Origin of the sequence: Actinomadura nitritigenes (assembly GCF_017573545.1) — a bacterium.
GTDB lineage: Bacteria > Actinomycetota > Actinomycetes > Streptosporangiales > Streptosporangiaceae > Spirillospora > Spirillospora nitritigenes.
The window spans coordinates 102216-126254 of sequence record NZ_JAGEOK010000010.1 but is presented as its reverse complement, the minus strand read 5'-3'; the positions used below and the strand labels follow the sequence as shown (position 1 = coordinate 126254).

The window sequence follows — 24039 nt, the reverse complement described above, 5'->3', positions numbered from 1 at the left end:
CAGCCGTATGCACGATACATACGATGTGGTCGATACACAAAGTGTGTAACGCGCATATGCGTTGTGATAGGCAGGACACGCGCCCGGACGGCCGATCCCGGGGGCACGGATCGGAGGCACCATGGACGAACCGACGCACCGGGTCGAGTACGAGACCATGCTGCTCGGACGGCACAGCCTGGAGTTCGCGGGCGGCTCCGCCCGCGCGGCCGGGCATCTGGAGCGCAGCGCCTACATCCTGCTCAGCCGCATCCGGGTCGAGGGGCCGATGTCCATCCGCCAGCTGAGCGAGGCGTTCGGCCTGGACCAGTCCACGCTGAACCGGCAGACCTCCGCCATGGTGCGCTCCGGGCTGGCCGAGCGCATCCCCGATCCCGAGGGCGGCATCGCCCGCAAGTTCCGCATCACCGCCGAGGGCGAGCGCCGGCTGGAGGAGGAGCGCGGCCGGATCGTCGCGAGCCTGGACAAGATCATGGCCGACTGGCCGCCGGAGGACGTGCGGACCTTCGCCGACTGCCTCAAGCGGTTCAACACCGACATCGAGCGGCTGAGCGGACGTCCCTGGCCGCGCCCCTGACGTTCCCCGACGCTCTCCGGCCGCCGGCCCGCGCCCTCCCCCGGGCGAAAAAGGACATCGAGGAATGGACGTCCGGCTCGTGGCCGGCCCCCCCGCCGAGGCCGCCGCGCGCCCTTCACGACGCGCCTGGTGGTGTACCGCCCGGCCGATCCCACGGCGTTCGGCGGGACGGTCGTCGTCGAATGGCTCAATGCCGCCCGGGCGGCCCGGCGCCGCTGGACGGCGCCCTCCGGGAGCCGCGGGCGGGGCGCGTCCGGATCCGCCCCGACGGCGACGCCCCGGTCATCACGGTGCAGAGCGAGACGGACGTGGCGGGGCTGCTGCGGTCGGCGGGGGCGCGGCAGCCGGACGGCGAGCGGTTCCGGCTACCTGCCCGCGTTCGGGGCGGCGGCGGAGCGGGCCGTCGCGGCCGGGTTCCTGCTCGCCGCCGACCTGGACGAGATCGTCGCGGTCGCCGCCGCGTCCTGACCCCGGCCGCGCCGCGGCACGGGCGCCGCCGGGTCACTCCAGCTGGGCGGCCATGCGGGCGATGGTCTCGCGGTCGAGGTGGACGAAGTCCCCCGTCGCCTCGACCGTCACCCGGCCGCGCTGCAGGAGCCGCCCGACCGTCCGCACCCGCCTGCCCTGGCGCGCCTCGACCTCGCCCTCGAACAGGCACGGCTCGCCGAGCAGGGTCGGGCGGCGGTAGACGATCTCCAGCCGGGCCGTCGGGCCCGCGGCCCCGGCGACGAAGTTCGCCGCCGCGCACAGGATGTCGAACGCGCCCGCGATCGCCGCGCCGTGCACGCAGCCGGGCGGCCCCTCGTACGGGCGGGTGAACGTGCCGCGCAGCAGCGCCTTCGGCGGCTCGAACGCCACCTCCAGCGGGAGCGCCATCGGGTTGTGCCGGCCGATGACGGCGTCGTAGGACATGCGCCCGGCGAAGTCGGCGCGGCCGTCGTCGGCGAGGTGCAGCAGCGTCTTCGGCAGCGGCGGGTCGGGGACGTGCCGCTCCAGGGCGTCCGCGACGGCCTCCAGCTCGCGCGCCGCCGCCAGCGTCGCGTCCGCGGGCGCCGTCGTCGCCGTGGCGACCGCGATGAGGCGCCGGACGGCGGCCGTGAGCGCCGCGGACTCGTCTTCGCGGCCCTCCAGCGCGGGATGCGGGGATTCGGACGTGTTCGTCACAGGCACCTCTACCATCGTCGCTCAGGCCGCCGGGCGGGCGGCCGGGCCGCGCCCGCCACGGGCCGGCCCTCCCGGCGGAAGGCGCCGGGACGTTCTCAGGGCGAGGCGGGCGCCGCCTCCGCGTCCGGCCGGTCGAACATGCCCCGGCCGCGGAACAGCCGGACGACCAGGTCGCCCTCGGCGCGCAGCATCTCGCCGTACTCCCGCTCCGCGGCCCGCGCGTCGGCCTTCTTCATCGCGCGGACGATCGCGCCGGTGCCGCGCTTCTCCGCGGCCGGCACGCCGGGCACCAGCTCGAAGACGTTGCCGGGGACGATGCCGGTCATCTGCTTCAGCATGTTGCGCAGCCGGGGCGACTGCGCGGCCTCCACGACGAGGCCGTGGAAGCGCGCCGTCAGCTCGCGCAGCGCCTCCGCGTCGCCGGCCGAGGCGATCTCCTTCTGCAGCGGCGCGAGCCGCTCGCCCAGCTCGGCGCCCTGCCGCTCCACCGCGCGCCGCGCCCCGAAGCCGTAGAACAGCCCGTACAGCTCGTAGTGGTCGCGGACCGACGGCTCGTCGAGCGCGTTCACGAACGCCCCGCGGTGGGCGATGATCGTGATCCAGCCCTCCCGCTCCAGCGCGATCAGCGCCTCGCGGACGGGGATCCGCGACACCCCGAGCGCGCGGGCCACCGCGTCCTGCGGGACCCGCTGGCCCTGCCGCAGCACGCCGTCGAAGATCAGCCGGCGCAGGTAGAGCCGGACCTGCTCGCCGCTGGTCAGCCGGGACAGGTTCTGGCCCGGCAGCACGTCGGCCCCGTCCGTCATGGCGGCGCCCCGCAGCTCGGGTTCCTGGCTCCGCGGGATCGTCCTCACCCCTAGGTCCGGTGGGCGGTCCGACACCGCCCGGCACGCAACGCAAGGCTCGCAGCGCGCATTCTCCGCGTCCGGCGGCCCGCGGGGCCGGCGCGCCCGCCGTGGCGGCGCACCTCCGCGGCCGGCGCGCAAAGAATATATTGTAGCCGTTGTCAGACCGCATGGTCGCGCCCGGGCGGCGGCGCCTCTTCCAGGAGGCGCTTCATGACCTTCCCGGCCTCGTTGTAGGGCAGCGCCTCGCGGAACTCCACGTGGGCCGGCACCTTGAAGGGCGCGAGCGCCGCGGCCACCCAGTCCCGCACCTCCCGCTCGGTGAGGCGGGCTCCCTCGCGGGGCACGACGACGGCCTTGACCTCCTGGCCGAGGACGGTGTGCGGGACGCCGACGACGCAGGCGTCGGCGATGCCGGGATGCTCGACGAGCCGGTACTCGATCTCGATCGGGTAGACGTTCTCGCCGCCCCGGATGACGAGGTCGCGCATCCGGCTCTCCAGGTACAGCACGCCGTCCACGATCCGGCCGAAGTCGCTCGACCGGTACCAGCGGTCCGGGGTGAGCGCCTCCGCCGTCGCCTCCTCGTCGCCCCAGTAGCCGAGGAACACCCCCGCGCCGGCGATGTGGACGCGCCCGACCTCGCCCTCGGGCAGCGGGTTCCCGTCCTCGTCGCGGACCTGCACGCGGACGGTGGGGGCGGCGGCGCCGACCGAGGCGGGATGCCCGTCCATCTCCCTGCCGTTGAGGAAGGTGCCGGTCCCGGTCGTCTCGGTCATCCCGTAGCCGTTGGTGATGCCGACGCCGGGCAGCTTCTCCTCGAACAGCCGCACCAGCTCGGGCGCGAACGCGGCGCCGCCGCTGCCGACCGTCGCGACCCGGGAGGTGTCGTACTCGGCGAACCGCGGGTGGGCCAGCATCTGCCAGAAGTGGGTCGGGACGCCGGTCCACTGCGTCAGCCCGTGGTCGTGGGTGAGCTTCAGCGCGGCCTCCGCGTCCCAGCGTCCGGGCGGCGGCAGGACGAGCTTGAGCCCGAACAGCGGCGCGTTCGCGAGCGCGAGGCAGGCGCCGGACACGTGGAACAGCGGGTTGGCGAACACCGAGGCGCGCTGCACGCCGTCCGGCACCTGCCTCCGGCCGGGCGGGCCGGTGAGGGCGGCGACGGCGCCGCCGAGCCCGCCGAACAGCCCGAAGTGCACGAGGTTGCGGTGCGACAGGGTGGCGCCCTTCGGGCGTCCGGTCGTCCCGCTGGTGAACATGATCGCCGCGGGATCGTCCTCGTGGATCCCGGCGCCGGGCGGCGCGGCCGGCGGGTCCTCCAGCGCGACGGCGGCGGCGTGCAGCTCGTCCAGGGACACGACCGGGACGCCGTCGGCGGCGGCGCGGGTCCCGGCCAGGCGCACCAGCGGCTTCCCCGAGCCGAACAGCACGGCCGGCCCGGCCAGGCCGATGCCGTGGTCGAGCTCGCGCGGCGTCCACCAGCCGTTCAGCCCGACCATGATCGCGCCGAGGGAGAGCGTCCCCCACCACAGCAGGATGTGCTCCAGCCCGTTCGGCGCCGCGACCGCCACCCGGTCGCCCTTGCCGATCCCGTACCGGGCCGACAGCACACGGGCGTACGCGGCGGCCAGCCGGTGCGCCTCGGCGAACGTCACGGCGCGGTCCGGCGCGCCGGCGAAGGCCAGGTAGGTCAGGCCGGGGGTGCCGGACGCGGCGCCGGCGAGCATGGCGGGGACGTGCGGCGCCCGCTGCGCGAACACCTCGGTCGGCACGCCGAGCACGTCCTCGACGCGGCGCTCGAACATCGCGCCGGGCCCGCAGAGCAGCTCGCGCACACCGTCGTCGAGCAGCTCGTCGCCGTGCCACGCCAGGGTCGAGGGAGCGGGCATCGATCACTTCCCGTCGGGCCGCCGGGTCGAGTCACCCCTTGTATATAACATCAAGTCTACGAAAGGATGAGACGGCAGTCTCATTTCGATCCGTCGGGCGCGAACCGCACACGCCGGGCCGGGCCGTCCGGCCCCCGCTACTGGTGGAGATGGCACGATGCACGAGTCGATCAACCTGGTCAGCGGCGAGTTCTGGGGCCGCGACCCGCACGAGGAACTGCGCTGGATCCGCGAGAACGAGCCGGTGTACCGGGACGAGAACGGCGGCGTCTGGGGGATCTCCAAGCACGCCGACGTCAAGGCGGTGTCCCGGAACCCGGAGGCGTTCTCCAGCGCGCACGGCATCCGGCCCGACAACGCCGCGATGCCGATGATGATCGACATGGACGACCCGGAGCACAAGCTGCGCCGCAAGCTCGTCAGCGCCGGCTTCACCCCGCGCCGGGTCGCCGCGCAGGAGGACTACCTGCGCCGGATCTGCGACGAGATCCTCGACGGCGTCTGCGAGAAGGGCGAGTGCGACTTCGTCCACGACATCGCCGCCCAGCTCCCGCTGATCGTGATCGGCGACGCGCTCGGCTTCGCCCCGGAGGACCGGCAGAAGCTGCTGGCCTGGTCGGACGACATGCTCCGCGCCCTGACCGGCGGCGACGACCTGGAGCTGATGGTCAAGGCCGGCGAGGCCTTCAGCGGCTTCAACGAGTACGCCGCCCGGGCCGTCGAGCTGCGCCGCGCCGAACCGCGCGACGACCTGCTCAGCATCCTGGTGCACGCCGAGATCGACGGCGACCACCTCGACCACGACTCGCTGCTCCAGGAGTCGCTGCTGATCCTCATCGGCGGCGACGAGACCACCCGGCACGTCATCTCCGGCGGCATGTACCAGCTGTGCCTCCACCCCGGCCAGCGCCGCGCGCTCATCGACGACCCCGGGAAGATCCCGACGGCGGTCGAGGAGATGCTGCGCTGGGTCTCCCCCATCAAGAACATGAACCGGACCGCGACCCGCGACGTCGAGCTGGGCGGGCGGACGATCCGCGAGGGCGACAAGGTGCTGCTGCTGTACCCGTCGGCCAACCGGGACGAGGACGTGTTCGACGACCCGTTCCGCTTCGACGTGGAGCGCACCCCCAACGACCACATCGCGTTCGGCAACGGCCCGCACTTCTGCCTCGGCAACAGCCTCGCCCGGCTGGAGCTGAAGGTGATGTTCGAGCGGCTGATGGCCCGGCTGCCCGACATCGAGCCGATCGAGGACGGCGAGCCCGCCCACCGGGCCGCGAACTTCGTCTCCGGCTACGAGTCGTTCAAGGTGCGGTTCACCCCGTCCGCGCCGCTGGGGGCCTGACGGTGGACGACCTGCCGGAACTCGGCTTCTACGGGCTGGCCGGGCACTCGTCCTCGCCCCGGGACCTGCTCGGCCAGGTGCGCGACGGCGAGCGGCTCGGCCTCGGCTCGGTGTTCCTGTCCGAGCGCTTCGCCACCAAGGACGCCGCGACCCTGTCGGGCGCGGCGGGCGCGGTGAGCGAGCGGCTCGGCATCGCCACCGCAGCCACGAACCACAACACCCGGCACCCGCTCGTCACCGCGACGTTCGCGGCGACGATGCACCGGCTCACCGGCGGGCGCTTCGCGCTCGGCCTCGGCCGCGGCTTCGACCTGCTGTTCGACGTGATGGGCCTGCCGCGGGTCACGTCCGCGCAGCTCGAGGACTTCATCGGGATCATGCGGCGGCTGTGGCGCGGCGAGGCGGTCGTCGACCACCACGGGCCCGCCGGCGACTTCCCGTACCTGAACCAGGACGCGGCCTTCGACGAGGACATCCCGATCCTGCTCACCGCGATGGGCGAGAAGACCCTCGAGTTCGCCGGCCGCGTCGCGGACGGCGTCGTCCTGCACACCTTCTTCACCGACGAGACCCTGGAGCGCTCGGTGCGGGCCGTGCGGCGGGGCGCCGAGCGCGCCGGGCGCGACCCCGCGGGCGTCCGCGTCTGGTCGGTCCTCGCGACCGTCGGCGACCACCTGGACGAGGAGCAGCGGCTGCGCAAGCTCGTCGGCCGGTTCGCGACCTACCTGCAGGGGTACGGCGACCTGCTCGTCCGCGTGAACGGCTGGGACCCGGCGCCGCTCGCCCGGTTCCGCGCGGACGGCCTCGTCAGCGGCTTCCCCGGTGCGTTCGACGCGATCGGCACGGCGGAGCAGCTGGAGCACGTCGCGACGCTCGTCCCGGACGAGTGGCTCGCCGCCTCCGCGACCGGCACCGCCGAGGCGTGCGCGCGGCGCGTCCTCGACCAGTTCGCCGCCGGGGCCGACGGCGTGATCCTGCACGGGGTGACGCCGTCGGAGGTCGAACCGGTCGTGGCCGCCTACCGGGACGTCAGGCCGGAGGGCCTCGCGCGCGCCGCCCGGCACAACCCCGGACGGAGCTGACCCGTGCCCGTCATCGACGGCCCGTCCGGGCTGACGCCCGCCGCGCTCAGCGAGATCTTCGAGGCCCCGGTGACCTCCGTCGCCTGGGAGAGGGTCGGCTCCGGGCAGATCGGCGCGTGCTACCGCGTCCGGCTGGAGGGCGCCGAAGGCGTGCCGCGCCGCCTGGTCGCGAAGATGGCGGCCGAGGACGAGGCGTCCCGCGCGTTCCTCGGCCCCGCCTACCGCGCCGAGGTGTCCTTCTACCGGGACATCGCACCGACCGTCGCGGTGCGGACGCCCCGCTGCCACTACAGCGCCCAGTCCGACGACGGGACCGCCTTCGTCCTGCTGCTCGACGACCTGCATCCGGCGACGCAGGGCGACCAGATCGCGGGTTGCACGCCGGAGCAGGCCGCCGACGCCGTCACGAACCTGGCGGGCCTGCACGGCCCCCGCTGGTGCGACCCGACGCTCGCCGACCTGCCGTGGCTGAGCGCGGTCGGCGCGGACGACGCGGCGACGCTGGCCGAGGTGTTCGCGCCCGCCGTCGAGACCTTCGCGGACCGGTTCGCCGCCGACCTCGGCGACCGGGACGTCCGCACGCTCCGCGACACCGCCGGCGCGATCGCCGCGTGGGTGACGGCGCGTCCCGAGCGCTTCGGCCTCGTCCACGGCGACTACCGGCTCGACAACCTGCTGTTCCCGCCCGCGCCGGAACGCGGCGCGACGGCGGTGGACTGGCAGACGCTCAGCCTCGGGCACCCGCTGCGCGACCTCGCCTTCTTCCTGGGCACGAGCCTCGACCCCGGCGACCGCGCGGAGCACGAGCGGTCGCTGGTCGCGGCCTACCACGCGGCGCTGACCGGGTACGGGGTGGAGGGCTACGGCCTGGAGGAGTGCTTCGACGACTACCGGTTCGCCGCCCTCCAGGGCCCGCTGATCACCGTCCTCGGCTGCGCGTACGGGACGCGGACCGAGCGCGGCGACCGGATGTTCCTTGCCATGGCGACCCGGTCCTGCGCCGCGATCCGCGACCTGGGCTCACTCGGCCTGATCTGACCGCCGGAGCTCAGGCCCCTTCGGCGCTGAGGGTCCGCGCGACGGACCGGCGGGCCGCGAGGCGCGCGGGCAGGGCGGTCAGCGCCGCCGTCGCCAGAGGGGCGGCGAGTGCCGGGAGGAACAGCGACCACACGGGAGGAACGGCGACGTTCGGAGGAGAGAAGAACAGCACCAGGAACATCCCCAGGGGGACGCCGGCGAGGGCGCCGGGCAGGGTCGGGAGGAGCTGCGCGGCGGACAGCCCGGCCGTGATCTGCCCGGGGGTCGCGCCGATCGTGCGCGCGATGGCCATGACCGGCCGGGCCTCCAGCGCGGTCGTCCAGGTGATCGTGACGATGTTCACCGCGGCGAGCACGGCCAGGGCGACGGTGACGGCCAGCATCACCCGGTGGCCCTGCTCTCTCTGCACGTTGCCCAGGGCGGAGGAGCCCAGGCCGTAGTCGTAGTCGGGCTGGACGCGGGCCATCAGCAGGGCCGTGGCGCCGATCATCATGACCGCGATGCTCCACGCGTGCAGGACGGCGCGGCCGGGCCGGCGGGCGATCAGGCGGAGCCCGAGCAGCAGCGGGGTCGGCAGGAGCGCCGACAGCCTGTTCAGCCGGGCCCGGTGGGCGGGCCGGCGGGCGGCGTCGGCCAGCGCGGTGACGGTCTCGGTGCGCAGGGCGCGCCGCGCCGGGCCGAGGGTGGTGAGGACCGCCGCGGCCAGGGCGAGGACGGTCGTGGCGGCGATGGTGTCACCGGTCGGGCCCGCGGCGGCGGACAGCAGGCTCGCGGTGGGGTTGGCGAGGCCGGGCGCGGCCAGCCGGGCGATCACCAGCCCCAGCACGTCGGCGATCAGCGCCAGCGCCAGGTACTCGGCGAGCAGGACGGCGGCGATGAACCCGGGGGCGGCGCCGACGGCCTTGAGCAGCCCGACCCGCCGGGTCTGCCCGGTGGCGCGTCCCGCCGCCAGCGTCGCCACGCCGCCGACGGCCAGGAGGGCGAGCAGCCAGCTTCCGATGACCAGCACCGACCGGCTCTGGCGGAGCATGTCCGCGTCCTGCTCGGCCATGAACTGCCAGGTGAAGAAGTTCGTCGGGTGCTCTTCGCTGACGTGGCGGCGAGCGGCGACGAAGTCCCGGGCGGCGGCGGGGTCCCGCAGTCTCAGGTAGAGCAGGGAGGTCACCGGGAGGTCGGCGGCCGCGAGCGCCCGGGTGTCCGCCACGGTCATCCAGACCAGGCCGCTGTAGTCGCTCGGACCGCCGCCGGGGCCCATCATCTGCGCCCCGGGATAGATGGGGTGCGCCGTCGTCACGGCGATCCCGGCAATGGGAAGCGATCGGCCGGCGACGGTCACGCGGTCGCCGACCTTGACTCCCAGGGCGGACGCGAAGCCGCGCTCGACCACCGCACCGCCGGGACGCACCCAGGTGCCCGAGGTGACCAGCGGCCGATCGACCGGGCCCGGAGCCCCGCCGGCGCCCTGCACCACCGCGGCCGAGGTCACGCCGTGCGCCGTCGCGGTCGTGTAGTACTGGCGGTACGGTCCGCCATGGGCGACGACCCCGGACTGCCGTGCCAGCGCCGCCAGGGCCGAGGACGTGGCCCGGTCGCCCCCGGGGGCGAGCGCGACCACGTCCGGCCCGGCCGTGGCGGCGCGGGTGTGCAGGTAGAGCGCGTCGGTCGCACCGCGCAGCGACATGCCCAGGGACAGGGTGGCAGTGGCCGCGGTGATCGCCAGCAGCATCATCGCGGCCTGGGCGGGATGGCGGCGCACGTCCGCCACGACGAGCCGGAGCACCACCAGGACGCGGCCCATGCGGCTCACTCTCCCAGCCCGAGCATGTCCCCGAGCCCTCCGGTGGCCCGGCCCGCCAGCCGGGTGTCGTCGACGAACGTCCCGTCGCGCATCGAGACCACCCGGTCCGCGGTCGCCGCGACCCGCTCGTCGTGCGTGACGATGACGAGGGTCTGCCCGGCGGCGCGCAGCCCCTCGAAGAGCCGCAGGACGTCGAGCGTCGCCGCGGTGTCGAGGTTCCCGGTCGGCTCGTCCGCCAGCAGCACCAGCGGCTCGTTGGCCATGGCACGGGCGATGGCGACCCGCTGCCGCTGCCCTCCCGACAGCTCCCACGGCAGGTGCCGGGCACGGTCGGCGAGCCCGACCTGCTCCAGCAGCAGGGCCGCCCGGCGCCTGGCCGCGCGCGGCGAACGGCCGGCCAGCAGCACGGGCAGCTCCACGTTCTCCCTCGCCGACAGCTCCTCCACGAGGTGGAACGCCTGGAAGACGAACCCGACCGACCGGCGCCGCAGCCGGGCCAGGGCCCGCTCGCTCAGGGCGTCGATGCGCCGGCCGGCCAGCCACACCTCCCCGTGGCTGGGCCTCTCCAGGCCGCCCAGCAGGTGCAGCAGCGTGGACTTCCCGCAACCGCTGGGGCCGGTCACCGCCAGCATCTCGCCCGCCGGGACGTCCAGGTCGACCTCGTCGACAGCCCGGACCAGCCCCTGCCCCTGGCCGTGCTCCTTGCACAGGCCGCGGCTCTGCAGCACGGCGCCCGCCTCGTTCATGCGTCCCCGGATTCGTCTCGAAGCCTCGACCAGACGCGCTCGCAGGATTCCAGCCAGCGCAGGTCCGCTTGCAGCCGCAGCGCGACGCCCTCCAGCAGCAGGCCGGCGGTCGACCCGTCCGGCTCGGCCAGGACGGCGCGCTGCACGTCGCTCAGGCGGCGCAGCAGCTCGCGGCGCTGCGCGTCCACCAGTTCCACCGGATCGGCGAGCCGGCCCGCGGCCGCGGCGGCGAGCTTCAGGTGGAACTCCGCCAGGTTCGGCTTCGGCCAGTTCACCTCGCCCAGCCACGCGGCCACCCGCTGCTGCCCGGCCGGCGTCAGCGCGTACACCTTGCGGTCCGGCCGGTCGGGCAGCCCGTCGGCGCGTTCGGACGCGACCAGCCCCTGCTTCTCCAGCCGGGTGAGGGTCACGTAGACCTGGCCCGCGTTCATCGACTCCCCGAGCGGCCCGAGGGCGCGCCGGAGCCGCTCGCGGAGGAGGTAACCGTGCGACGGTTCCTTCGCGAGCATCGCCAGCACCGCGTCCTGCATGCACCACCCCTAACGGCTAGCTAATGAATAGCGGTTAGCCAATAGAGGCGTCAACCGGAACCCGCCCGCCCCACCGCGGCACGGGGTCGGTGTCAGGCGGGTTCGCAGATGACGACGGGGATCTCGCGGTCCGTCCAGGACTGGTACTTGTCGAAGTCGGCGTAGACGGCGACCAGGCGGGGCCACAGCGCCGCGCGTTCGTCCTGCGAGGCGGTGCGGGCGCGCATGCGGCGGACGTCGCGCCGCACCTGGACGGTCACGTGCGGGTCGGCGCACAGGTTGAGGTACCAGAGGGGATCCTTGGGCAGGCCGCCCTGGGACGCCACGATGACGACGCGGTCGCCGTCCGGCATGTAGAGCAGCGGCTGCGTGCGCGGGCGGCCGGTCTTGCGCCCCTTGGTGGTGAGCAGGCAGATCGGGACGCCCTTGCGGAAGGCGCTGCCGACCCGCCACGTCCCGCCCACCCGGCCGCCGGTCGCCCGGTAGGCCGCGATGTTGAGCCGCGACATGACCTTGAGGATCTTCGGCACGATCGGCGAGTCCAGGCCCTTGGGCGCGGCGGTCCCCTGCGGTGGCATCGTCATCCCTTTCCTTCGAAGTCGGGCAGGCGCGGCAGCCGCCCGGCGGCGAGCGCCTCGGCCTGCTCGGCGAGTCCCGGTTCGTACTCGGGGTGGGTGAGGACGAGGAAGCGGCCCTCGCGGACGGCGCTCAGCGTCGCCTCCACCGCGTCCTCCACGGGGATGCCGCCGGCCACGGTGGCGGCGATCACCTCCTCCATGAACGCGGAGTCCTCGCCCGGCTCGGTCGCCAGCCCGGCGGGACGGCCCCGCTCCGACTCGTGGATGCGCGTCCGCACGCCGCCCGGGCACAGCGCCGAGACCCCCAGCGGCGAGTTCTCCAGCGCCAGCTCCTGCGCCAGGCTGAGCGTCGCCGCGAACGCCGCCCACTTGGAGACGGTGTAGGGCGCCGCGCCGGGCCCGGCGAACAGCCCGGCGACCGAGCAGGTGTTGACGATGTGCCCCTCGCCGCCCTGCTCGATCATCCGGGGCACGAAGGCGCGGACGCCGTGCAGGACGCCCCAGAGGTTGACCCGCAACGTCCATTCGAAGTCGGCGGCAGGACGCGTCCACGTGCGCCCGCCCATGTAGACGCCCGCGTTGTTGAACAGCAGGCGCACCTCGCCGAGCGCGGCGAACGCGCGGTCGGCGAACGCCCGCACGGACTCCTCGTCGCCGACGTCGGTGACCTGCGTGACGACCGTGGTGCCGGGGCTCAGGGCGCGCTCGGTCTCCGCGAGGGCCTCTTCGTCGATGTCGGCGAGGGCCAGGCGCACCCCCTCGCTCGCCAGCCGGACCGCGAGCGCGCGTCCGATGCCGCTTCCGGCGCCGGTCACGGCCGCCGCCCTCCCGCGCAGTTCCCGCACCGCACCCTCCAGCGCCGGCCGTCCCGCCCCTGTCGGCGGGGTCGCGAGCACGCTAATCTCGATCCGAACTTGCATCAAGTATCAAGTATCAAGGAGTCGCCATGGCGATCCGCAGCGCGTCCCCCGGCACCGCGGTCGTCGTCACCGGCGCCGCCTCGGGCATCGGGGCCGCCTGCGCCCGCGCCCTCGCCGAGGCCGGCCGCCCGGTCGCCCTGTGGGACCGCTCCGACGCCGCAGGGGTCGCCGCCGCCGTCACCGCCGACACCGGGACGGCGACCCTCGCCGTCGCCGTCGACGTGACCGACGCCGCCGCGTTCCCGGACGCGATCGGGCGCAGCCGGGCCGCGCTCGGCCCGATCGGCGGCCTCGTGCACGCCGCCGGGATCTCCGGACCGGCCGCGGTCGGCGACCTCGACGAGGCCCGCTGGGACGCGGTCCAGCACGTCAACCTGCGGGCGCACGCGCTGCTGTCGCAGGCGCTGCTGGACGACCTGCGCGCGCAGGAGGGCTCGGCGATCGTCGGGATCGCCTCGATCGAGGCGTTCGTCGGGAGCCTGTTCATCCCCTCGTACTGCGCGTCCAAGGCGGGGATGCTCGGCCTCACCCGCTCGATGGCGCACCTGCTCGCCGGCGACGGCGTCCGCGTCAACGCCGTCTGCCCCGGCTACATCGACACCCCGATGCTCAGCACGGACGTGCCGGCCGAGATGCGCCCCCTGTTCGAGGCCAAGGCCCCGGTCGGCCGGCTCGGCCGCCCCGAGGAGGTCGCCGCGGCGGTCCGGTTCCTCATGAGCGACGAGGCGTCCTTCATCACCGGCACGCACCTGACGGTCGACGGCGGCACCACCGCCGTCGACCGCTGAAGAGGAGACGACATGGGAAACCTGGACGGGACGGCGGCGCTGGTCACGGGCGGCGGCAGCGGCATCGGGCTCGGGTGCGCCGTCCGGCTCGCCGAGCAGGGCGCCGCCGTCACCATCTGCGGGCGCACCGAGGACCGGCTGCGGGAGGCCGCCGCGAAGGCGGGCAAGGGCATCGGGTACGTCGTCGCGGACGTCACCGACGACGCGCAGGTCGCGAACGCCGTCCGGACGGCGGCCGGGCGCGGGCCGCTGCGGACGGCCGTGGCGTGCGCGGGCGGGTCCAGCTCGATCGGGCCGATCGGGAACCTCGACCTCGACGCCTGGCGCGCGACGATGGAGCTGAACGCCACCGGCACCATGCTGACGATCCGGCACGCCTCCCGGGCGATGGCGGGCGCGGGCGGCGGCTCGATCATCGCGATCTCGTCCATCGCCTCGTCGAACACCCACCGCTGGTTCGGCGCGTACGGGGTGTCGAAGGCGGCCGTGGACCACCTCGTCCGGCTGGCGGCCGACGAGCTCGGCGGCGTGGGGATCCGGGTGAACGGGATCCGCCCCGGTCTGACCCGCACCGAGCTGGTGGCGGGCATCGCCGACACCGGTCCCGTGCTGGAGGACTACCTGGCCTGCATGCCGCTCGCCCGGGTCGGGGAGCCGGAGGACATCGCCGCGGCCGTCGGGTTCCTGGCGGGCCCGGACGCGTCGTGGATCACCGGGCAGATCCTCAACGTGGACGGCGGCCACCACCTGCGCCGGGGCCCCGACTACTCCTCGGTCTTCGAGCCGCTGTTCGGCGAGGCGGCGCTGCGCGGCCTGCCCGCGGAGGAGTGAGCCCGGCGCGTCCGGCGGGTCAGCCGAGCCGCGCGGCGATGCGGCCGTCGGCGCCCGCCTCCCCGAGCAGGCGGGCGAACGCGGCGTCCTCGCGCTCGCGGGCGCGCCGCACCTCCTCGCGCCGCGGCGCGAGGATCAGCTCCTTGGTGGCCACCAGCGACGCCAGCGGCTTGGCCGCGATCTCGCGGGCGATGCCGCGCGCGGTCTCCAGCAGCGTCTCCGCCGGGCACGCGCGCAGCGCCAGGCCGCAGCGCACGGCCTCCTCCGCGGTGATCCAGTTCCCGGTGAACAGCGCGAGCGCGGCGTGCTGGTGGCCCATGCGGGCGGGCAGCAGGTAGCTGCCCGCCGCCTCGGGGACGACGCCCATCGAGGCGAACGGCGCCATCAGCCGCGCGTGCTCGGCGATGAGCACCACGTCGCAGTGGCCCAGCATGGTGATCCCGAGGCCGACGCCGGAGCCGTTCACCGCCGCCATCAGCGGCTTGGGGAACTCGGCGAGCGCGTCCACGAGCGCGATGAACCCGCCGCCCATCTCCTGGTCCGAGCGCCCGGCGGCGTGGTCGCGGGCGATCTCGGCCATCTCCTTGATGTCGGTCCCGGCGGTGAAGGCGCGGCCCTCCCCCGTGAGCAGCACGACCGAGACGGCGTCGTCCGACGCGGCGTCCCGCAGCGCCCGCGCGGCGGCGTGGTACAGCTCCTCGTTGAAGGCGTTGGCCGCCTCGGGGCGGGCGAAGACCAGCGTCCGCACCGCGCCGTCGTCCTCGATCCGCAGCGTCTCCGTCATCGCCCGCTCCTCCTCAAGATCCCTGCCTGGAGATACTTGATACAATATTTGCCGCTCTGGGGCGGGCATCGGGCCCGGTGAGCGGGACGCCCGCCCACCGGTCGCGGCGGTCACTCCTCGCGGGCGGCGCGCACGTCGCGCAGCGCGACGGGCAGCGCCGCCGCCAGCAGCGCCGCGGTGAGGACGAACGCCCACGGGTAGCCGGTCCACCCGGCGACGAGCCCGAAGCCGAGCGCGCCCGCGCCCATCCCGGCGTCGTAGGCGACGTTCCACAGCGCGGTGACCGTCCCGTACCCGGACCGCGGCACCCGCGCGTACATCAGGGCGAGCGTGGCGTTCTGCAGCAGCCCGAACCCGACGCCGAACACCGTCACCCCGGCGATCACGGCGAGATCGTGCCGGGTGAGCGCGGTGAGCAGGACGCCGGCCGCCGACAGGAGCACGCCGGGCGGCACCAGCCCGGCCGACCCGCGCCGGTCGCCGATCCGGCCCGCCGCGACGCGGGCGACGGTCGAGGCGAGCGGCTGCAGGAACAGCGCCGCCGCGACGACCCCGGCGGACGCGGACGCGACGGCGAGCGGCAGGAACGTGACGATGATGCCGGCGACCAGCGCGGACGCGCCGAAGACGAGCGCGGGACGCGACAGCGCCGGCGAGCGCAGCCCGGCGAGCACCCCGGTGGCCCGCCCGCCGCCGCGCTCGCCGTCCGGCAGCCCGGGCACGGAGGCGACCGCGGCGAACGCGGCGAGGCCCGCGACGACGGCGACGGGCGTGAACCCGAAGTGCCGCGCCGACCACACGCCGAGCGGCAGCGCGCCGAGCGCCGGGGCGCCCGCGACGATGCCGACGAGCGCCAGCCCCTCGCCGCGCCGCTCGTCCGGGATCAGGGAGGCGGTCAGCGCGCCGCCGGCCACCACCGTCACCGCGAACCCGAGACCGCGCAGCAGGCAGACCACGACGATCCACGCCATGCTCGACGACACCGTCAGCACGAGGGCGGGCGCGCCGAGCAGCACGAGCCCGGCGCCCAGCGCGGCCCGGTACCCGTAGCGGTTCACCAGCCACGGGGTGCCGAACTCGCCGCACACGGTGGCGAACATCAGCGCGCCGGTCGCCAGGCCCGCCGCGCCGCCGCCCCCGCCCGACCCCTGGGCGTAGAGAGGCACCACCGACAGCAGCAGGTAGAAGCTGATCGCCGCGCCGAGCATGGACACGAACCGCAGCATCAGCGGGCGGGTCACGAGGGCCGGTCTCGCGGCGAGGGCGGGGGCTTCGGGGCAGTGCGTCGTCGTCATGCCGATCACGGTACGGACCGGGCGGACCGCCGATAAGCTCCACTTCCATGCCGCTGGAGTGGTCCGGTTCGTCCCCCGAACTGTTGCTGGCGCTGGACAGGGCGTCCGCCGAACCGCTGCGCTGCCAGCTGGAACGCCAGGTCAGGGACGCGATCCGGTGCGGCAGGCTGCGCGTGGGCGAGCGGCTGCCGTCCTCCCGGGAGCTGGCCCGGACGCTGGGGATCTCCCGCGGGCTGATCCAGGAGTGCTACGCCCAGCTGCAGGCGGAGGGGTATCTCGCCACGCGGACCGGCTCGGCCACCCGCGTCGCGGCCGGGGCGGCGCCCCCGGCCCCGGCGGCGCCCGCGCCGCCCGCCCCCGAGCCCGCCCGGCTGATCGCCGACTTCCGTCCCGGGGTGCCCGACCTCGGCTCCTTCCCGATGGCCGACTGGCTGTGGGCGGTCCGCGAGGCGGGCCGGGCGATCCCGACCGCCGCGCTCGACTACGGCGACCCGGCGGGCGCGACGCCCCTGCGCGAGGTCCTGGCCGGGTACCTGCGGCGCGTCCGGGCGGCCGCCGCGGAGCCGGACCGGATCGTCGTCTGCTCCGGCCACGCCCAGGGGCTGGTGCTGGCGTTCGGCGCGCTGGCCCGGGCGGGGGTGCGGACGGTCGCCTACGAGGACCCCGGCGGTCCCCGCTCCACCGAGGCCGCCGCGGCGTGGGCGGGGCTGGACGCGGTGCCGGTGCCGGTCGACGAGGACGGCGTCGACGTGCGTGCGCTCGCCGCCACCGGCGCCCGCGCGGTGGTCGTCACCCCGGCGCACCAGTGGCCGACCGGCGTGGTCATGGCCCCGCGCCGGCGCCTGGAACTGATCGCGTGGGCGGCCGACCGGGACGCCGTGATCATCGAGGACGACTACGACGCCGAGTTCCGCTACGACCGCGAGCCGGTCGGCGCGCTGCAGGGCCTGGCCGCCGACCGGGTCGTCTCGATCGGCACGGTGAGCAAGTCGCTGGCGCCCGCGCTGCGCCTCGGCTGGCTGCTCGCCCCGCCCTCGCTCGCGGCGGCGATCCTGGAGCACAAGCTGCTCAGCGACCGCGGCTCCCCGGCGCTCGACCAGCTCGCGCTCGCCCGGCTCATCGAGTCGGGCCGCTACGACCGGCACCTGCGGCGGATGCGGCCGGTGTACGCCGCGCGCCGGGCCGCGCTGCTCGCGGCGCTCGCCGAGCACGCGCCCGGCGTCCGGCTGACGGGCCTGGACGCCGGATTCCACGCCGTCGCGCACCTCGGCCTCCCCGGCGGCGAGGCGGCGCTGGTGGCGGCGGCCCGCGCCCGCGGGGTCGGCCTGCACGGGATGAGCATGTGCCGCGCGGACGGCGGGGACACGCCGGTGCAGCTCGTGCTCGGGTTCGGCAACACCGGAGAGCGGGCCGTGCGGGCGGGCATCGCCGCCGTCGGCGACCTGCTCGCACCCCGCTGACCCGCGCCGACGCGTGTCGTCCACCTGCCGTCCATGGGTTCGCCGCCGGCCGTGTGGCACACTCGGGCCCGTGACCTCTGCGGCGCGCCGCCCCTCGGGCGAGCTGGAATCGGCGGTGCTCGAGACGATCTGGGCCGCCGAGCGGCCGCTGACCGCGCGGGACGTCCGCGCCGCCCTCGGCGACGGCCTGGCCCGCACGACGGTCGCCACGATCCTCGCCCGGCTGCACGCCAAGGGCCTGCTGCTCCGGGTCCGCGCCGGGCGCACCTACGCCTACAGCGCCGCCGTGGAGGACACCGCGGCGCTCACCGCCCGCCGCATGCGCACCGAACTCGACCGCAGCGGCGAGGAGCGTCCGGGCGTGCTGGCCCGGTTCGTCTCCGAGCTGACCGAGAACGACGAGCGGCTCCTGCGCGACCTGCTGGAACGCCCCCGCACGTCCGAGCCTCCCGAGCCGACCGAGCCGTCCTAGCCGACCGAGGCGCCCTAGCGGGTCTGCGCGTGCTCGATCAGCCGGTGCAGGTCGAGCACGCCGTCGTTGGCGGCCCACACCGACAGGACGACCAGCGCCGCCGTGGCCACGACGAGCCACCGGCGGCGCGGCGGCGGGGGCGCCAGCAGCGCGGCGACGCGGCGCGGCAGCGGCCCGGGGCGGCGGCCGAGCCCGGCGGCCCGCCCGATGCCGAGGGCGGCGGCGTGCCCGAGGCCGGGCCGCCGGTTGTGCGCGAGGGCGGCCTTGCCGATCGCGCGGGCGGCCCGCCCGCGGTCGGCCCCGGCCGCGGCCCGCTCGTCCGCCCAGCGCTCGGTCGTGAAGGTCACGGCGCCGCGCAGCGGCCGCAGCATCGGGTTCGCGGCCGAAGCGACGTGGACCAGCGCGCGGAAGACGTGGTGCCGCCCGGACAGGTGGGCGTGCTCGTGCGCGAGCAGGACGCGCCGCTCCGCCTCGTCCAGGATCGACAGCATCCCGGTGGAGACGACGACGCGGCCGGGGCGGCCGGGGAGCGCGAACGCGTCCGCCGCGTCGTCCGCGACCACCGCGACGACCTCCCGGCCGGGCAGGTCGCGGGCCGCCCGCGCGCCCGCCAGCAGGGCGCGGACGCGCCGCACCGCGGCGTAGCCGCCCGCCGCGAGGCTCGCGGCCAGCGCCGGGCCCGCGAGCGTCGCCACGATCGGGCTGGTCTGCGGGTCGCGGTGCAGGACGTGCTCGGACAGGTGGCCGAGCGCCGCGATCACCGGCAGCCGCAGCGTCCCGCCCAGCGCCAGCACGGCCAGGGTCGCCGTGCTGGCCAGCGCCAGCACGACGGCGGTGGCGGTGAGCAGCCACGTCGCGGTGCGCGGCGGGAGCCGGCTCGACAGGGGACGCGCGGCGAGGGCCATCACGGCGGGCAGCACCAGGGGCAGCAGGGTGTCCGGCTCCATGGCCGCTCACCCGCTCCCGAGGAGCGTGCGGACCAGCCGCTCGTCCTGGGCGGAGAGGGACTCGACGAACCGCGCGAGGACGGCGGCGCGGTCGGGCCGCCCGTCCATGGCCTGGTACATGCGCCGGGCGACCATCCCGGGCTCGTCGGTCACCGGCGCGTACCGGAAGGCGCGGCCGGACCTGTCGCGGACCAGCAGCCCCTTGCCGTGCATGCGGGTCAGGATCGTCACGACCGTGGTGTAGGCGAGGTCGCCGTCGAGGCGCTGCCGCACCCCGGCCGGGGTCAGCGGTTCCGCGGCCTGGTGCAGCACCCTCATGATCTCCGACTCGAGGGCGCCCGCCGGCCTGCGTCCGCCGGTCATGCGCGCCTCCTGGGGAGAGCCGCCGACCGCCCCTCGAACCTCGGTGCGCGCAGGGCGCTCACCTCACCCGCCGGTGCGCGCCGCGCGAGCCCGCCGGGCGGCGCGGCGGCACCTCGTCGGCCGCCCCGGGCGCCCGCCCGCGGGAGCCCGTCTTCTTGCGGCGCCCCTTGAGCAGTTCGAGGGCGACCGGGATGAGCGACAGCGCGACGATCACCGCGACGGCCGGGAGCAGGTAGTGGTCGACGTTCGGGATCGAGGAGCCGAGCAGGTAGCCGCCCAGCACCAGGCCGAGGCTCCACACCAGCCCGCCGGCGATCTGCCAGACCGTGAACACCCGGGTCGGCACGTCCAGCGCGCCCGCCAGCGGGTTCAGGACGGTCCGGACGACCGGGACGAACCGGGCCAGCACGATGGCCTTGCCGTGCCCGTACCGGGCGAGGAACTCCTCGGCCCGCTGGACCCCCTCCAGCAGGTGCCGGTTGCGGGTGCGGGCGAGCAACGCGCGCCCGCCGCGGCGCCCGATGACGAAGCCGGTCTGCGCGCCGGCCAGCGCGCCGAACGCGGCCGCCGCCAGCACCCAGGGCAGCGAAAGCCGGGTGTCGCCGTGCGAGCTCGCCGTGCACAGCAGGCCGGCGGTGAACAGCAGCGAGTCGCCCGGCAGGAAGAAGCCGATCAGCAGCCCGGTCTCGGCGAACATCACCACGGCGATGCCGATGGCGCCGAAGGCCGTCAGCAGCGACCCGGCGTCGAGCGGGTTCACCACCGCGGGCAGTGCGCCGAAGGCGTCGATCATGGGATCCCCCGTGTTCAGGAGGGACCGGGCCAGCGCCCGGTCCGGCGTCCCCGAAATCTACACGCTTGTAGACGGGGGTCGCGACCGCGTCGCACCCGGTGATCATCGCACGGCGGGGCGGGCCGGCGGGCCGGAAGCGGGATCCCCGGGCCGATCCCCCGGCGGTCCGGTGCGGCCGCGGGCCGCCGGCCGCAGCCGCGAGCGGCCGGCCCGGCGCAGCGCGGGCAGCGCCGCCCGCGCGGGCCATCCGGCCGCCGCGACGCGCAGGGCGAGCTCGCCGGTCTCGGCGACGTAGGCCTCCAGCCGGTCGCCGGCGGCCCGGGTCAGCCGGGGCCGGACGGGCAGGACCAGCCCCCGGTGCGCGGTGCCGTCCGACGTCAGCCGGACCTCGACGGTGCTCCCGCCCGCGCGCAGGCGCAGCCACAGCCCCCAGGTCCGGTCGGCGAGGCCGGTCGGCCGGATCACGGCGTCCGGGACGAACACCGCCTCCCAGGTGATCTTCCCGTCCAGGGCCCGGACGGTCGCCGGCACCGCGAACGCCCGGCCGTCCCGGTGCCGGTCGCGGATCTCCAGGACGCCGTCCAGGTCCGTCCCGGGCCCGAGGCGGCCGAGCGGGTTGGCGACGGTCCCGGACACGCGCAGCGCCCGCCCGGCGCGGCACACCCGGGTGACCTCGCCGCCGAGCCGCAGCGCGCCCAGCGGGGCGGTCCCGATGCCGAGGTCGGTGATGTCCAGGACGCGGCGGCCGAGCGCGGTGCCCAGGTGGGCGCCCGGCCAGTAGACCCGGCCGTCCCGCTCCACGGGCTCGATCGCCAGGACGGGCCTCCCGGCGCCGCGCGGCGCGTAGTCGGCGGCGGCCATCGCCGCGGCGGTGTCGCCCTCCAGCACCATGAGGGCGGCGATCGCCGGGATCCGCCCGGCGTCCGCGAGGAGCGTCTCGTCCAGCTCGGCGAGGTAGCCGCGGGCCAGCTCGACGAACGCGTCCCGGTGCCCGGGCTCCCGGCCGCGCAGCTCGCGCAGGAGGCGCGGCAGCACCTCGCCGGCGAACCGGGCCTCCACCCGGCGCGCGAGGGCCTCCGAGCCCCGCGCGCGGAGGAGCGCGCCGGTCCGCCGGTGGATCTCCAGCCGGTCGGCGAAGTCGCCCAGATCGGTCCCCGGGACGTCCCCGCGGCCGCCCGTGGTGGTGTCGCACCGGTTGTGGACCCGGTCGGGCACCACCGCGATCGGGCGGGCGGCGGCGTAGGCGGCGGCCGTGAACAGCAGGTCCGCGTGCCGCAGCCGGCCGGCGAACCGCAGGTCCTCCCGCTCCAGGAACGCGCGCCGGTAGCACTTGTCGGCGGCCATCGCGTCGTCCAGCAGGTGCGGCGCGTCCCCGATCGACGGATGGAGCCTCCGCTCCCGGTACAGGTGGGGGTACGCGGTCCGCTCCCCGTCGCGGGACACCCGGACGGAGCGCCCCGCGACGAGGTCGGCACCCGCCTGCGCCGCGGCGGTCACCATGGTCTTGCAGGCGTGCGGATCGAGGGTGTCGCCGGCGTCGAGGAACATCACGTACCTGCCGCGCGCGTAGCGCAGGCCGAGGTTGCGGGCCCGGCCGTCGCCGCCCGACCGCTCCTGCAGCGCGAACGCCCGCACCCGGTCCCGGGCCCCCGCGACGAGCCGCGCCGTCGCGCGCGCGCCGGGCGCGCCGCCCGCCTCGTCCACGATCACGACCTCGACGCCCGGCAGCGACTGCTCCAGCGCCGAGCGGACGGCGCGCGCGAGGCCGCGCGGGCCGCCGCGGGCGACCACGACGACGGTCACGTCCGGATCCGGCAGCACTCGGCCCACCTCCTCGCCCCGGTCGGATCACCGGCGGCCGTACTGGCCACTCGCCGGATGGTAGGAGGCCGAGGGTTATCGGAACGTAAGCGCCGCGACACCCCGCCGCGAACGCGCGGCGTCCGGACGGCGCGCGCGGTGCCGGACGGTCAGCCGATGCGGCCGACGCCGCCCAGGTAGGAGGGGACGGTGAAGTCGGGCGGCGCCTCGTCCCGCCGCCACCTCTGCACCGGGACCAGCCCCGGGTCCAGCAGTTCGGTGCCGGCGAGCAGCCTCCCGACCGAGGCGCGGCTCCGCAGGGTGAACGACCCGGACGGGGTCTTCGTGTAGACCTGGCCGATCTCCTCGAACGCCTCTCCCGGCCGCTCGCCGGGGAAGGGGTGCGAGAGCACGATGTGGCTGCCGGGGGCGGACCGGTCCCGGAACGCGGCCACGAGCGCCGCGGCCTCCGCGTCGTCCGGCACGAACTGCAGCACGGCGCAGAAGACGACGGCGACCGGCTCGGCGAAGTCGATGCGGGAGACGACCTCGGGATGCCCGAGGATGCTCGCCGGGTCGTGCAGGTCCCCCTCGACGACGGCGGTCGCCGGGTCGTCGGCGAGCAGCGCCCGGGCGTGCACGAGCACCATCGGGTCGTTGTCGACGTACACGACCCGCGAGCCGGGCGCGTGGCGCAGCGCCACCTGGTGCACGTTCTCCTGCGTCGGGAGCCCGGCGCCGATGTCGAGGAACTGGCGGACGCCGGCCTCGGCGAGCGTCCGCACGGCCCGCCCGAGGAAGCCGCGGTTGTCCCGGGCCGCGATCCGGATGTCGGTGCCGCTCGCCCGGCTGGCCGCGACGACCTTCTCCGCGGCGTCGCGGTCCACCTGGTAGTTGTCCTTGCCCATCAGGTAGTAGTCGTACATCCGCGCGACGCTCGGGACGGTGGTGTCGACCCCCGCCGGCGCCTGCTCGGGACCGCTCACCGGCCACCGCCTTCCACTCGTGCCCTGTGCGAGCACACTAGTCGTCAGGCCCCTGACGCCGCCGGAGGCCGGCGATCCTTCCCCGTTCCGTTACCGGACGGACCGGTCCGCGCCCCGCCTCCGCTAACGTCGCGTCCATGCGGCTTCATGTGGGATGCGCGATGTGGGCGCACGCGCCGTGGCAGGGCCGTTTCCTGCCCCATCCGCTGGCTCCGGCCGAGCGCCTGCACGCCTACGCGTCGTGGTGCAACGCCGTGGAGGGCAACACGACGTTCTACGCGACGCCCACGCGGGCGACGGTGGAGTCGTGGGCGCGGCAGACCGCGCCGGACTTCCGCTTCCTGCTCAAGCTGCCGAAGACGATCACGCACGAGCGCCGGCTCGCGGACCCGGGCGAGGACCTGCGGTCGTTCCTCGCGGCGATCGAGCCGCTCGGCCCCCGCGTCCACGCCCTCTGGATCCAGCTCCCCGGCGCGTTCGGCCCGCACGACCTCGGGGCGCTGGCGGCGTTCCTGCGGGACCTGCCGCCCGCGTACCGGTACGCCGCCGAGGTCCGGCACCGGGCCTTCTTCGAGGACGGCCGGGCCGCGCGCGACCTCATGCGGGTCCTCGCCGGAGCCGGGGCGGAGTGGGTGCCGTTCGACACGACCGTCCTGTTCCGGAGCCCGCCGACCAGCGACGCCGAACGGGACGCGTGGACGAAGAAGCCGCGCGTCCCGCGCCGGGCGCCCGCCCTGACCGACCGCCCGGTGGTCCGCTACCTCGGCCGCGACGACACGTCCCGCACGGTCGAGGGCTGGCGGCCATGGGCGGAGAAGGTCGCCGGCTGGCTGCGCGAGGGGCGCTCGCCGACGGTGTTCGTGCACACCCCGGACAACGCCGAGGCGCTGCCGCTGGCCCGCCGCTTCCACGACGACGTGCGCGCCCTCGTCCCGGAACTGGAACCGCTCCCCGAGCCCGTCCCGGCCGAGCCGCCGACGCTCTTCTGAAGGGATGACCCCGTTG

The 24039-nt window shown here is 75.7% G+C and carries 24 protein-coding genes and 1 pseudogene; 10 read left to right on the top strand and 15 right to left on the bottom strand.

What is annotated here, in order from left to right:
• Positions 1-121: 121 nt before the first annotated feature.
• On the top strand, positions 122-577 hold the full coding sequence (locus J4557_RS17115) for a MarR family winged helix-turn-helix transcriptional regulator (protein WP_208267550.1): 456 nt from the start codon (positions 122-124) through the stop codon (positions 575-577).
• Positions 578-688: 111 nt separating this feature from the next.
• Positions 689-1045: pseudogene (locus J4557_RS17110) on the top strand (alpha/beta hydrolase domain-containing protein); the annotation flags it as partial.
• A 33-nt stretch (positions 1046-1078) separates the two neighbouring features.
• Here the strand turns inward: J4557_RS17110 and J4557_RS17105 are convergent.
• From J4557_RS17105 to J4557_RS17095, 3 genes are all read right to left on the bottom strand, one after another.
• A complete protein-coding gene (locus tag J4557_RS17105) occupies positions 1079-1747 on the bottom strand; it encodes a PaaI family thioesterase (RefSeq protein WP_208267548.1) in 669 nt (222 codons plus the stop codon).
• An 89-nt stretch (positions 1748-1836) separates the two neighbouring features.
• Entirely contained in the window at positions 1837-2595 is a 759-nt protein-coding gene (locus J4557_RS17100) for a GntR family transcriptional regulator (protein ID WP_307799900.1), read from the bottom strand.
• Positions 2596-2747: 152 nt separating this feature from the next.
• Positions 2748-4475, bottom strand: a complete 1728-nt coding sequence (locus J4557_RS17095) for a class I adenylate-forming enzyme family protein (protein WP_208267547.1) — start codon at positions 4473-4475, stop codon at positions 2748-2750.
• Positions 4476-4632: 157 nt separating this feature from the next.
• Here J4557_RS17095 and J4557_RS17090 point away from each other — a divergent pair, with 157 nt between their 5' ends.
• The 3 genes from J4557_RS17090 to J4557_RS17080 are packed head-to-tail and all read left to right on the top strand — an operon-like array spanning position 4633 to position 7943.
• The gene (locus J4557_RS17090) at positions 4633-5823 is read left to right on the top strand and encodes a cytochrome P450 (RefSeq protein ID WP_208267546.1); all 1191 of its coding nucleotides are present in this window, start codon (positions 4633-4635) and stop codon (positions 5821-5823) included.
• A 2-nt stretch (positions 5824-5825) separates the two neighbouring features.
• Positions 5826-6905, top strand: a complete 1080-nt coding sequence (locus tag J4557_RS17085; protein ID WP_208267545.1) for a TIGR03857 family LLM class F420-dependent oxidoreductase — start codon at positions 5826-5828, stop codon at positions 6903-6905.
• A gap of 3 nt (positions 6906-6908) precedes the next feature.
• Positions 6909-7943, top strand: coding sequence for a phosphotransferase family protein (locus J4557_RS17080; RefSeq protein ID WP_307799899.1), 1035 nt, complete (start codon positions 6909-6911; stop codon positions 7941-7943).
• A 10-nt stretch (positions 7944-7953) separates the two neighbouring features.
• On the opposite strand, the gene J4557_RS17075 is transcribed toward J4557_RS17080, so the two are convergent.
• The 5 genes from J4557_RS17075 to J4557_RS17055 form a co-directional block, all read right to left on the bottom strand.
• Positions 7954-9741, bottom strand: a complete 1788-nt coding sequence (locus J4557_RS17075; RefSeq protein WP_208267544.1) for an ABC transporter permease — start codon at positions 9739-9741, stop codon at positions 7954-7956.
• A gap of 5 nt (positions 9742-9746) precedes the next feature.
• Positions 9747-10487 (bottom strand): ABC transporter ATP-binding protein, encoded by a 741-nt coding sequence (locus tag J4557_RS17070; protein WP_208267542.1) that lies wholly within the window; start codon positions 10485-10487, stop codon positions 9747-9749.
• Positions 10484-11017, bottom strand: a complete 534-nt coding sequence (locus tag J4557_RS17065; protein WP_208267541.1) for a PadR family transcriptional regulator — start codon at positions 11015-11017, stop codon at positions 10484-10486. Before J4557_RS17065 ends, J4557_RS17070 begins: the two co-directional genes overlap by 4 nt.
• Before the next feature lie 92 nt (positions 11018-11109).
• Complete coding sequence (locus J4557_RS17060; RefSeq protein WP_307799896.1) at positions 11110-11601, bottom strand: nitroreductase family deazaflavin-dependent oxidoreductase; 492 nt, start codon at positions 11599-11601, stop codon at positions 11110-11112.
• Positions 11598-12515 (bottom strand): SDR family NAD(P)-dependent oxidoreductase, encoded by a 918-nt coding sequence (locus J4557_RS17055; protein ID WP_243775936.1) that lies wholly within the window; start codon positions 12513-12515, stop codon positions 11598-11600. The genes J4557_RS17060 and J4557_RS17055 overlap by 4 nt, the downstream gene beginning before the upstream one ends.
• A gap of 26 nt (positions 12516-12541) precedes the next feature.
• On the opposite strand from J4557_RS17055, the gene J4557_RS17050 reads away from it, so the two are divergent.
• Entirely contained in the window at positions 12542-13303 is a 762-nt protein-coding gene (locus tag J4557_RS17050; RefSeq protein WP_208267537.1) for an SDR family NAD(P)-dependent oxidoreductase, read from the top strand.
• A gap of 12 nt (positions 13304-13315) precedes the next feature.
• Positions 13316-14134: an SDR family oxidoreductase gene (locus J4557_RS17045; RefSeq protein WP_208267536.1), complete on the top strand. Its 819-nt coding sequence runs from the start codon at positions 13316-13318 to the stop codon at positions 14132-14134.
• Positions 14135-14153: 19 nt separating this feature from the next.
• Here the strand turns inward: J4557_RS17045 and J4557_RS17040 are convergent, their stop codons facing one another.
• Positions 14154-14918 (bottom strand): enoyl-CoA hydratase/isomerase family protein, encoded by a 765-nt coding sequence (locus tag J4557_RS17040; RefSeq protein WP_208267534.1) that lies wholly within the window; start codon positions 14916-14918, stop codon positions 14154-14156.
• Between the two features lie 110 nt (positions 14919-15028).
• The gene (locus J4557_RS17035; protein WP_208267533.1) at positions 15029-16213 is read right to left on the bottom strand and encodes an MFS transporter; all 1185 of its coding nucleotides are present in this window, start codon (positions 16211-16213) and stop codon (positions 15029-15031) included.
• 47 nt (positions 16214-16260) lie between these two features.
• Between J4557_RS17035 and pdxR the strand changes: the two genes are divergently transcribed.
• Both pdxR and J4557_RS17025 read left to right on the top strand, forming a co-directional pair.
• Positions 16261-17673, top strand: a complete 1413-nt coding sequence (gene pdxR / locus J4557_RS17030; RefSeq protein ID WP_208267531.1) for a MocR-like pyridoxine biosynthesis transcription factor PdxR — start codon at positions 16261-16263, stop codon at positions 17671-17673.
• A gap of 70 nt (positions 17674-17743) precedes the next feature.
• Positions 17744-18145: a BlaI/MecI/CopY family transcriptional regulator gene (locus J4557_RS17025; RefSeq protein WP_208267529.1), complete on the top strand. Its 402-nt coding sequence runs from the start codon at positions 17744-17746 to the stop codon at positions 18143-18145.
• A gap of 14 nt (positions 18146-18159) precedes the next feature.
• Here J4557_RS17025 and J4557_RS17020 read toward each other — a convergent pair whose 3' ends face one another.
• The 5 genes from J4557_RS17020 to J4557_RS17000 form a co-directional block, all read right to left on the bottom strand.
• On the bottom strand, positions 18160-19092 hold the full coding sequence (locus J4557_RS17020; RefSeq protein WP_208267527.1) for a M48 family metalloprotease: 933 nt from the start codon (positions 19090-19092) through the stop codon (positions 18160-18162).
• Positions 19093-19098: 6 nt separating this feature from the next.
• On the bottom strand, positions 19099-19455 hold the full coding sequence (locus J4557_RS17015) for a BlaI/MecI/CopY family transcriptional regulator (protein WP_208267526.1): 357 nt from the start codon (positions 19453-19455) through the stop codon (positions 19099-19101).
• Positions 19456-19513: 58 nt separating this feature from the next.
• Positions 19514-20248: a DedA family protein gene (locus tag J4557_RS17010; RefSeq protein ID WP_208267524.1), complete on the bottom strand. Its 735-nt coding sequence runs from the start codon at positions 20246-20248 to the stop codon at positions 19514-19516.
• Positions 20249-20350: 102 nt separating this feature from the next.
• Positions 20351-22069 carry a glycosyltransferase family 2 protein gene (locus tag J4557_RS17005; protein ID WP_208267523.1) on the bottom strand — a complete coding sequence of 573 codons (1719 nt, stop codon included), beginning with the start codon at positions 22067-22069 and terminating at the stop codon, positions 20351-20353.
• Between the two features lie 149 nt (positions 22070-22218).
• On the bottom strand, positions 22219-23034 hold the full coding sequence (locus tag J4557_RS17000) for an SAM-dependent methyltransferase (RefSeq protein ID WP_208267521.1): 816 nt from the start codon (positions 23032-23034) through the stop codon (positions 22219-22221).
• A 137-nt stretch (positions 23035-23171) separates the two neighbouring features.
• Between J4557_RS17000 and J4557_RS16995 the strand changes: the two genes are divergently transcribed.
• The gene (locus J4557_RS16995) at positions 23172-24023 is read left to right on the top strand and encodes a DUF72 domain-containing protein (protein ID WP_243775898.1); all 852 of its coding nucleotides are present in this window, start codon (positions 23172-23174) and stop codon (positions 24021-24023) included.
• The last annotated feature ends 16 nt before the right edge of the window (positions 24024-24039 follow it).

Excerpts from the sequence above, each read along its gene's own strand:
- J4557_RS17115 (WP_208267550.1), top strand. The coding sequence starts at position 122 with ATGGACGAACCGACGCACCGGGTCGAGTACGAGACCATGCTGCTCGGA.
- J4557_RS17095 (WP_208267547.1), bottom strand. The coding sequence starts at position 4,475 with ATGCCCGCTCCCTCGACCCTGGCGTGGCACGGCGACGAGCTGCTCGAC.
- J4557_RS17090 (WP_208267546.1), top strand. The coding sequence starts at position 4,633 with ATGCACGAGTCGATCAACCTGGTCAGCGGCGAGTTCTGGGGCCGCGAC.
- J4557_RS17075 (WP_208267544.1), bottom strand. The coding sequence starts at position 9,741 with ATGGGCCGCGTCCTGGTGGTGCTCCGGCTCGTCGTGGCGGACGTGCGC.
- J4557_RS17070 (WP_208267542.1), bottom strand. The coding sequence starts at position 10,487 with ATGAACGAGGCGGGCGCCGTGCTGCAGAGCCGCGGCCTGTGCAAGGAG.
- J4557_RS17065 (WP_208267541.1), bottom strand. The coding sequence starts at position 11,017 with ATGCAGGACGCGGTGCTGGCGATGCTCGCGAAGGAACCGTCGCACGGT.
- J4557_RS17060 (WP_307799896.1), bottom strand. The coding sequence starts at position 11,601 with ATGACGATGCCACCGCAGGGGACCGCCGCGCCCAAGGGCCTGGACTCG.
- J4557_RS17055 (WP_243775936.1), bottom strand. The coding sequence starts at position 12,515 with ATGCAAGTTCGGATCGAGATTAGCGTGCTCGCGACCCCGCCGACAGGG.
- J4557_RS17050 (WP_208267537.1), top strand. The coding sequence starts at position 12,542 with ATGGCGATCCGCAGCGCGTCCCCCGGCACCGCGGTCGTCGTCACCGGC.
- J4557_RS17045 (WP_208267536.1), top strand. The coding sequence starts at position 13,316 with ATGGGAAACCTGGACGGGACGGCGGCGCTGGTCACGGGCGGCGGCAGC.
- J4557_RS17040 (WP_208267534.1), bottom strand. The coding sequence starts at position 14,918 with ATGACGGAGACGCTGCGGATCGAGGACGACGGCGCGGTGCGGACGCTG.
- J4557_RS17035 (WP_208267533.1), bottom strand. The coding sequence starts at position 16,213 with ATGACGACGACGCACTGCCCCGAAGCCCCCGCCCTCGCCGCGAGACCG.
- pdxR (WP_208267531.1), top strand. The coding sequence starts at position 16,261 with ATGCCGCTGGAGTGGTCCGGTTCGTCCCCCGAACTGTTGCTGGCGCTG.
- J4557_RS17020 (WP_208267527.1), bottom strand. The coding sequence starts at position 19,092 with ATGGAGCCGGACACCCTGCTGCCCCTGGTGCTGCCCGCCGTGATGGCC.
- J4557_RS17015 (WP_208267526.1), bottom strand. The coding sequence starts at position 19,455 with ATGACCGGCGGACGCAGGCCGGCGGGCGCCCTCGAGTCGGAGATCATG.
- J4557_RS17010 (WP_208267524.1), bottom strand. The coding sequence starts at position 20,248 with ATGATCGACGCCTTCGGCGCACTGCCCGCGGTGGTGAACCCGCTCGAC.
- J4557_RS16995 (WP_243775898.1), top strand. The coding sequence starts at position 23,172 with ATGCGGCTTCATGTGGGATGCGCGATGTGGGCGCACGCGCCGTGGCAG.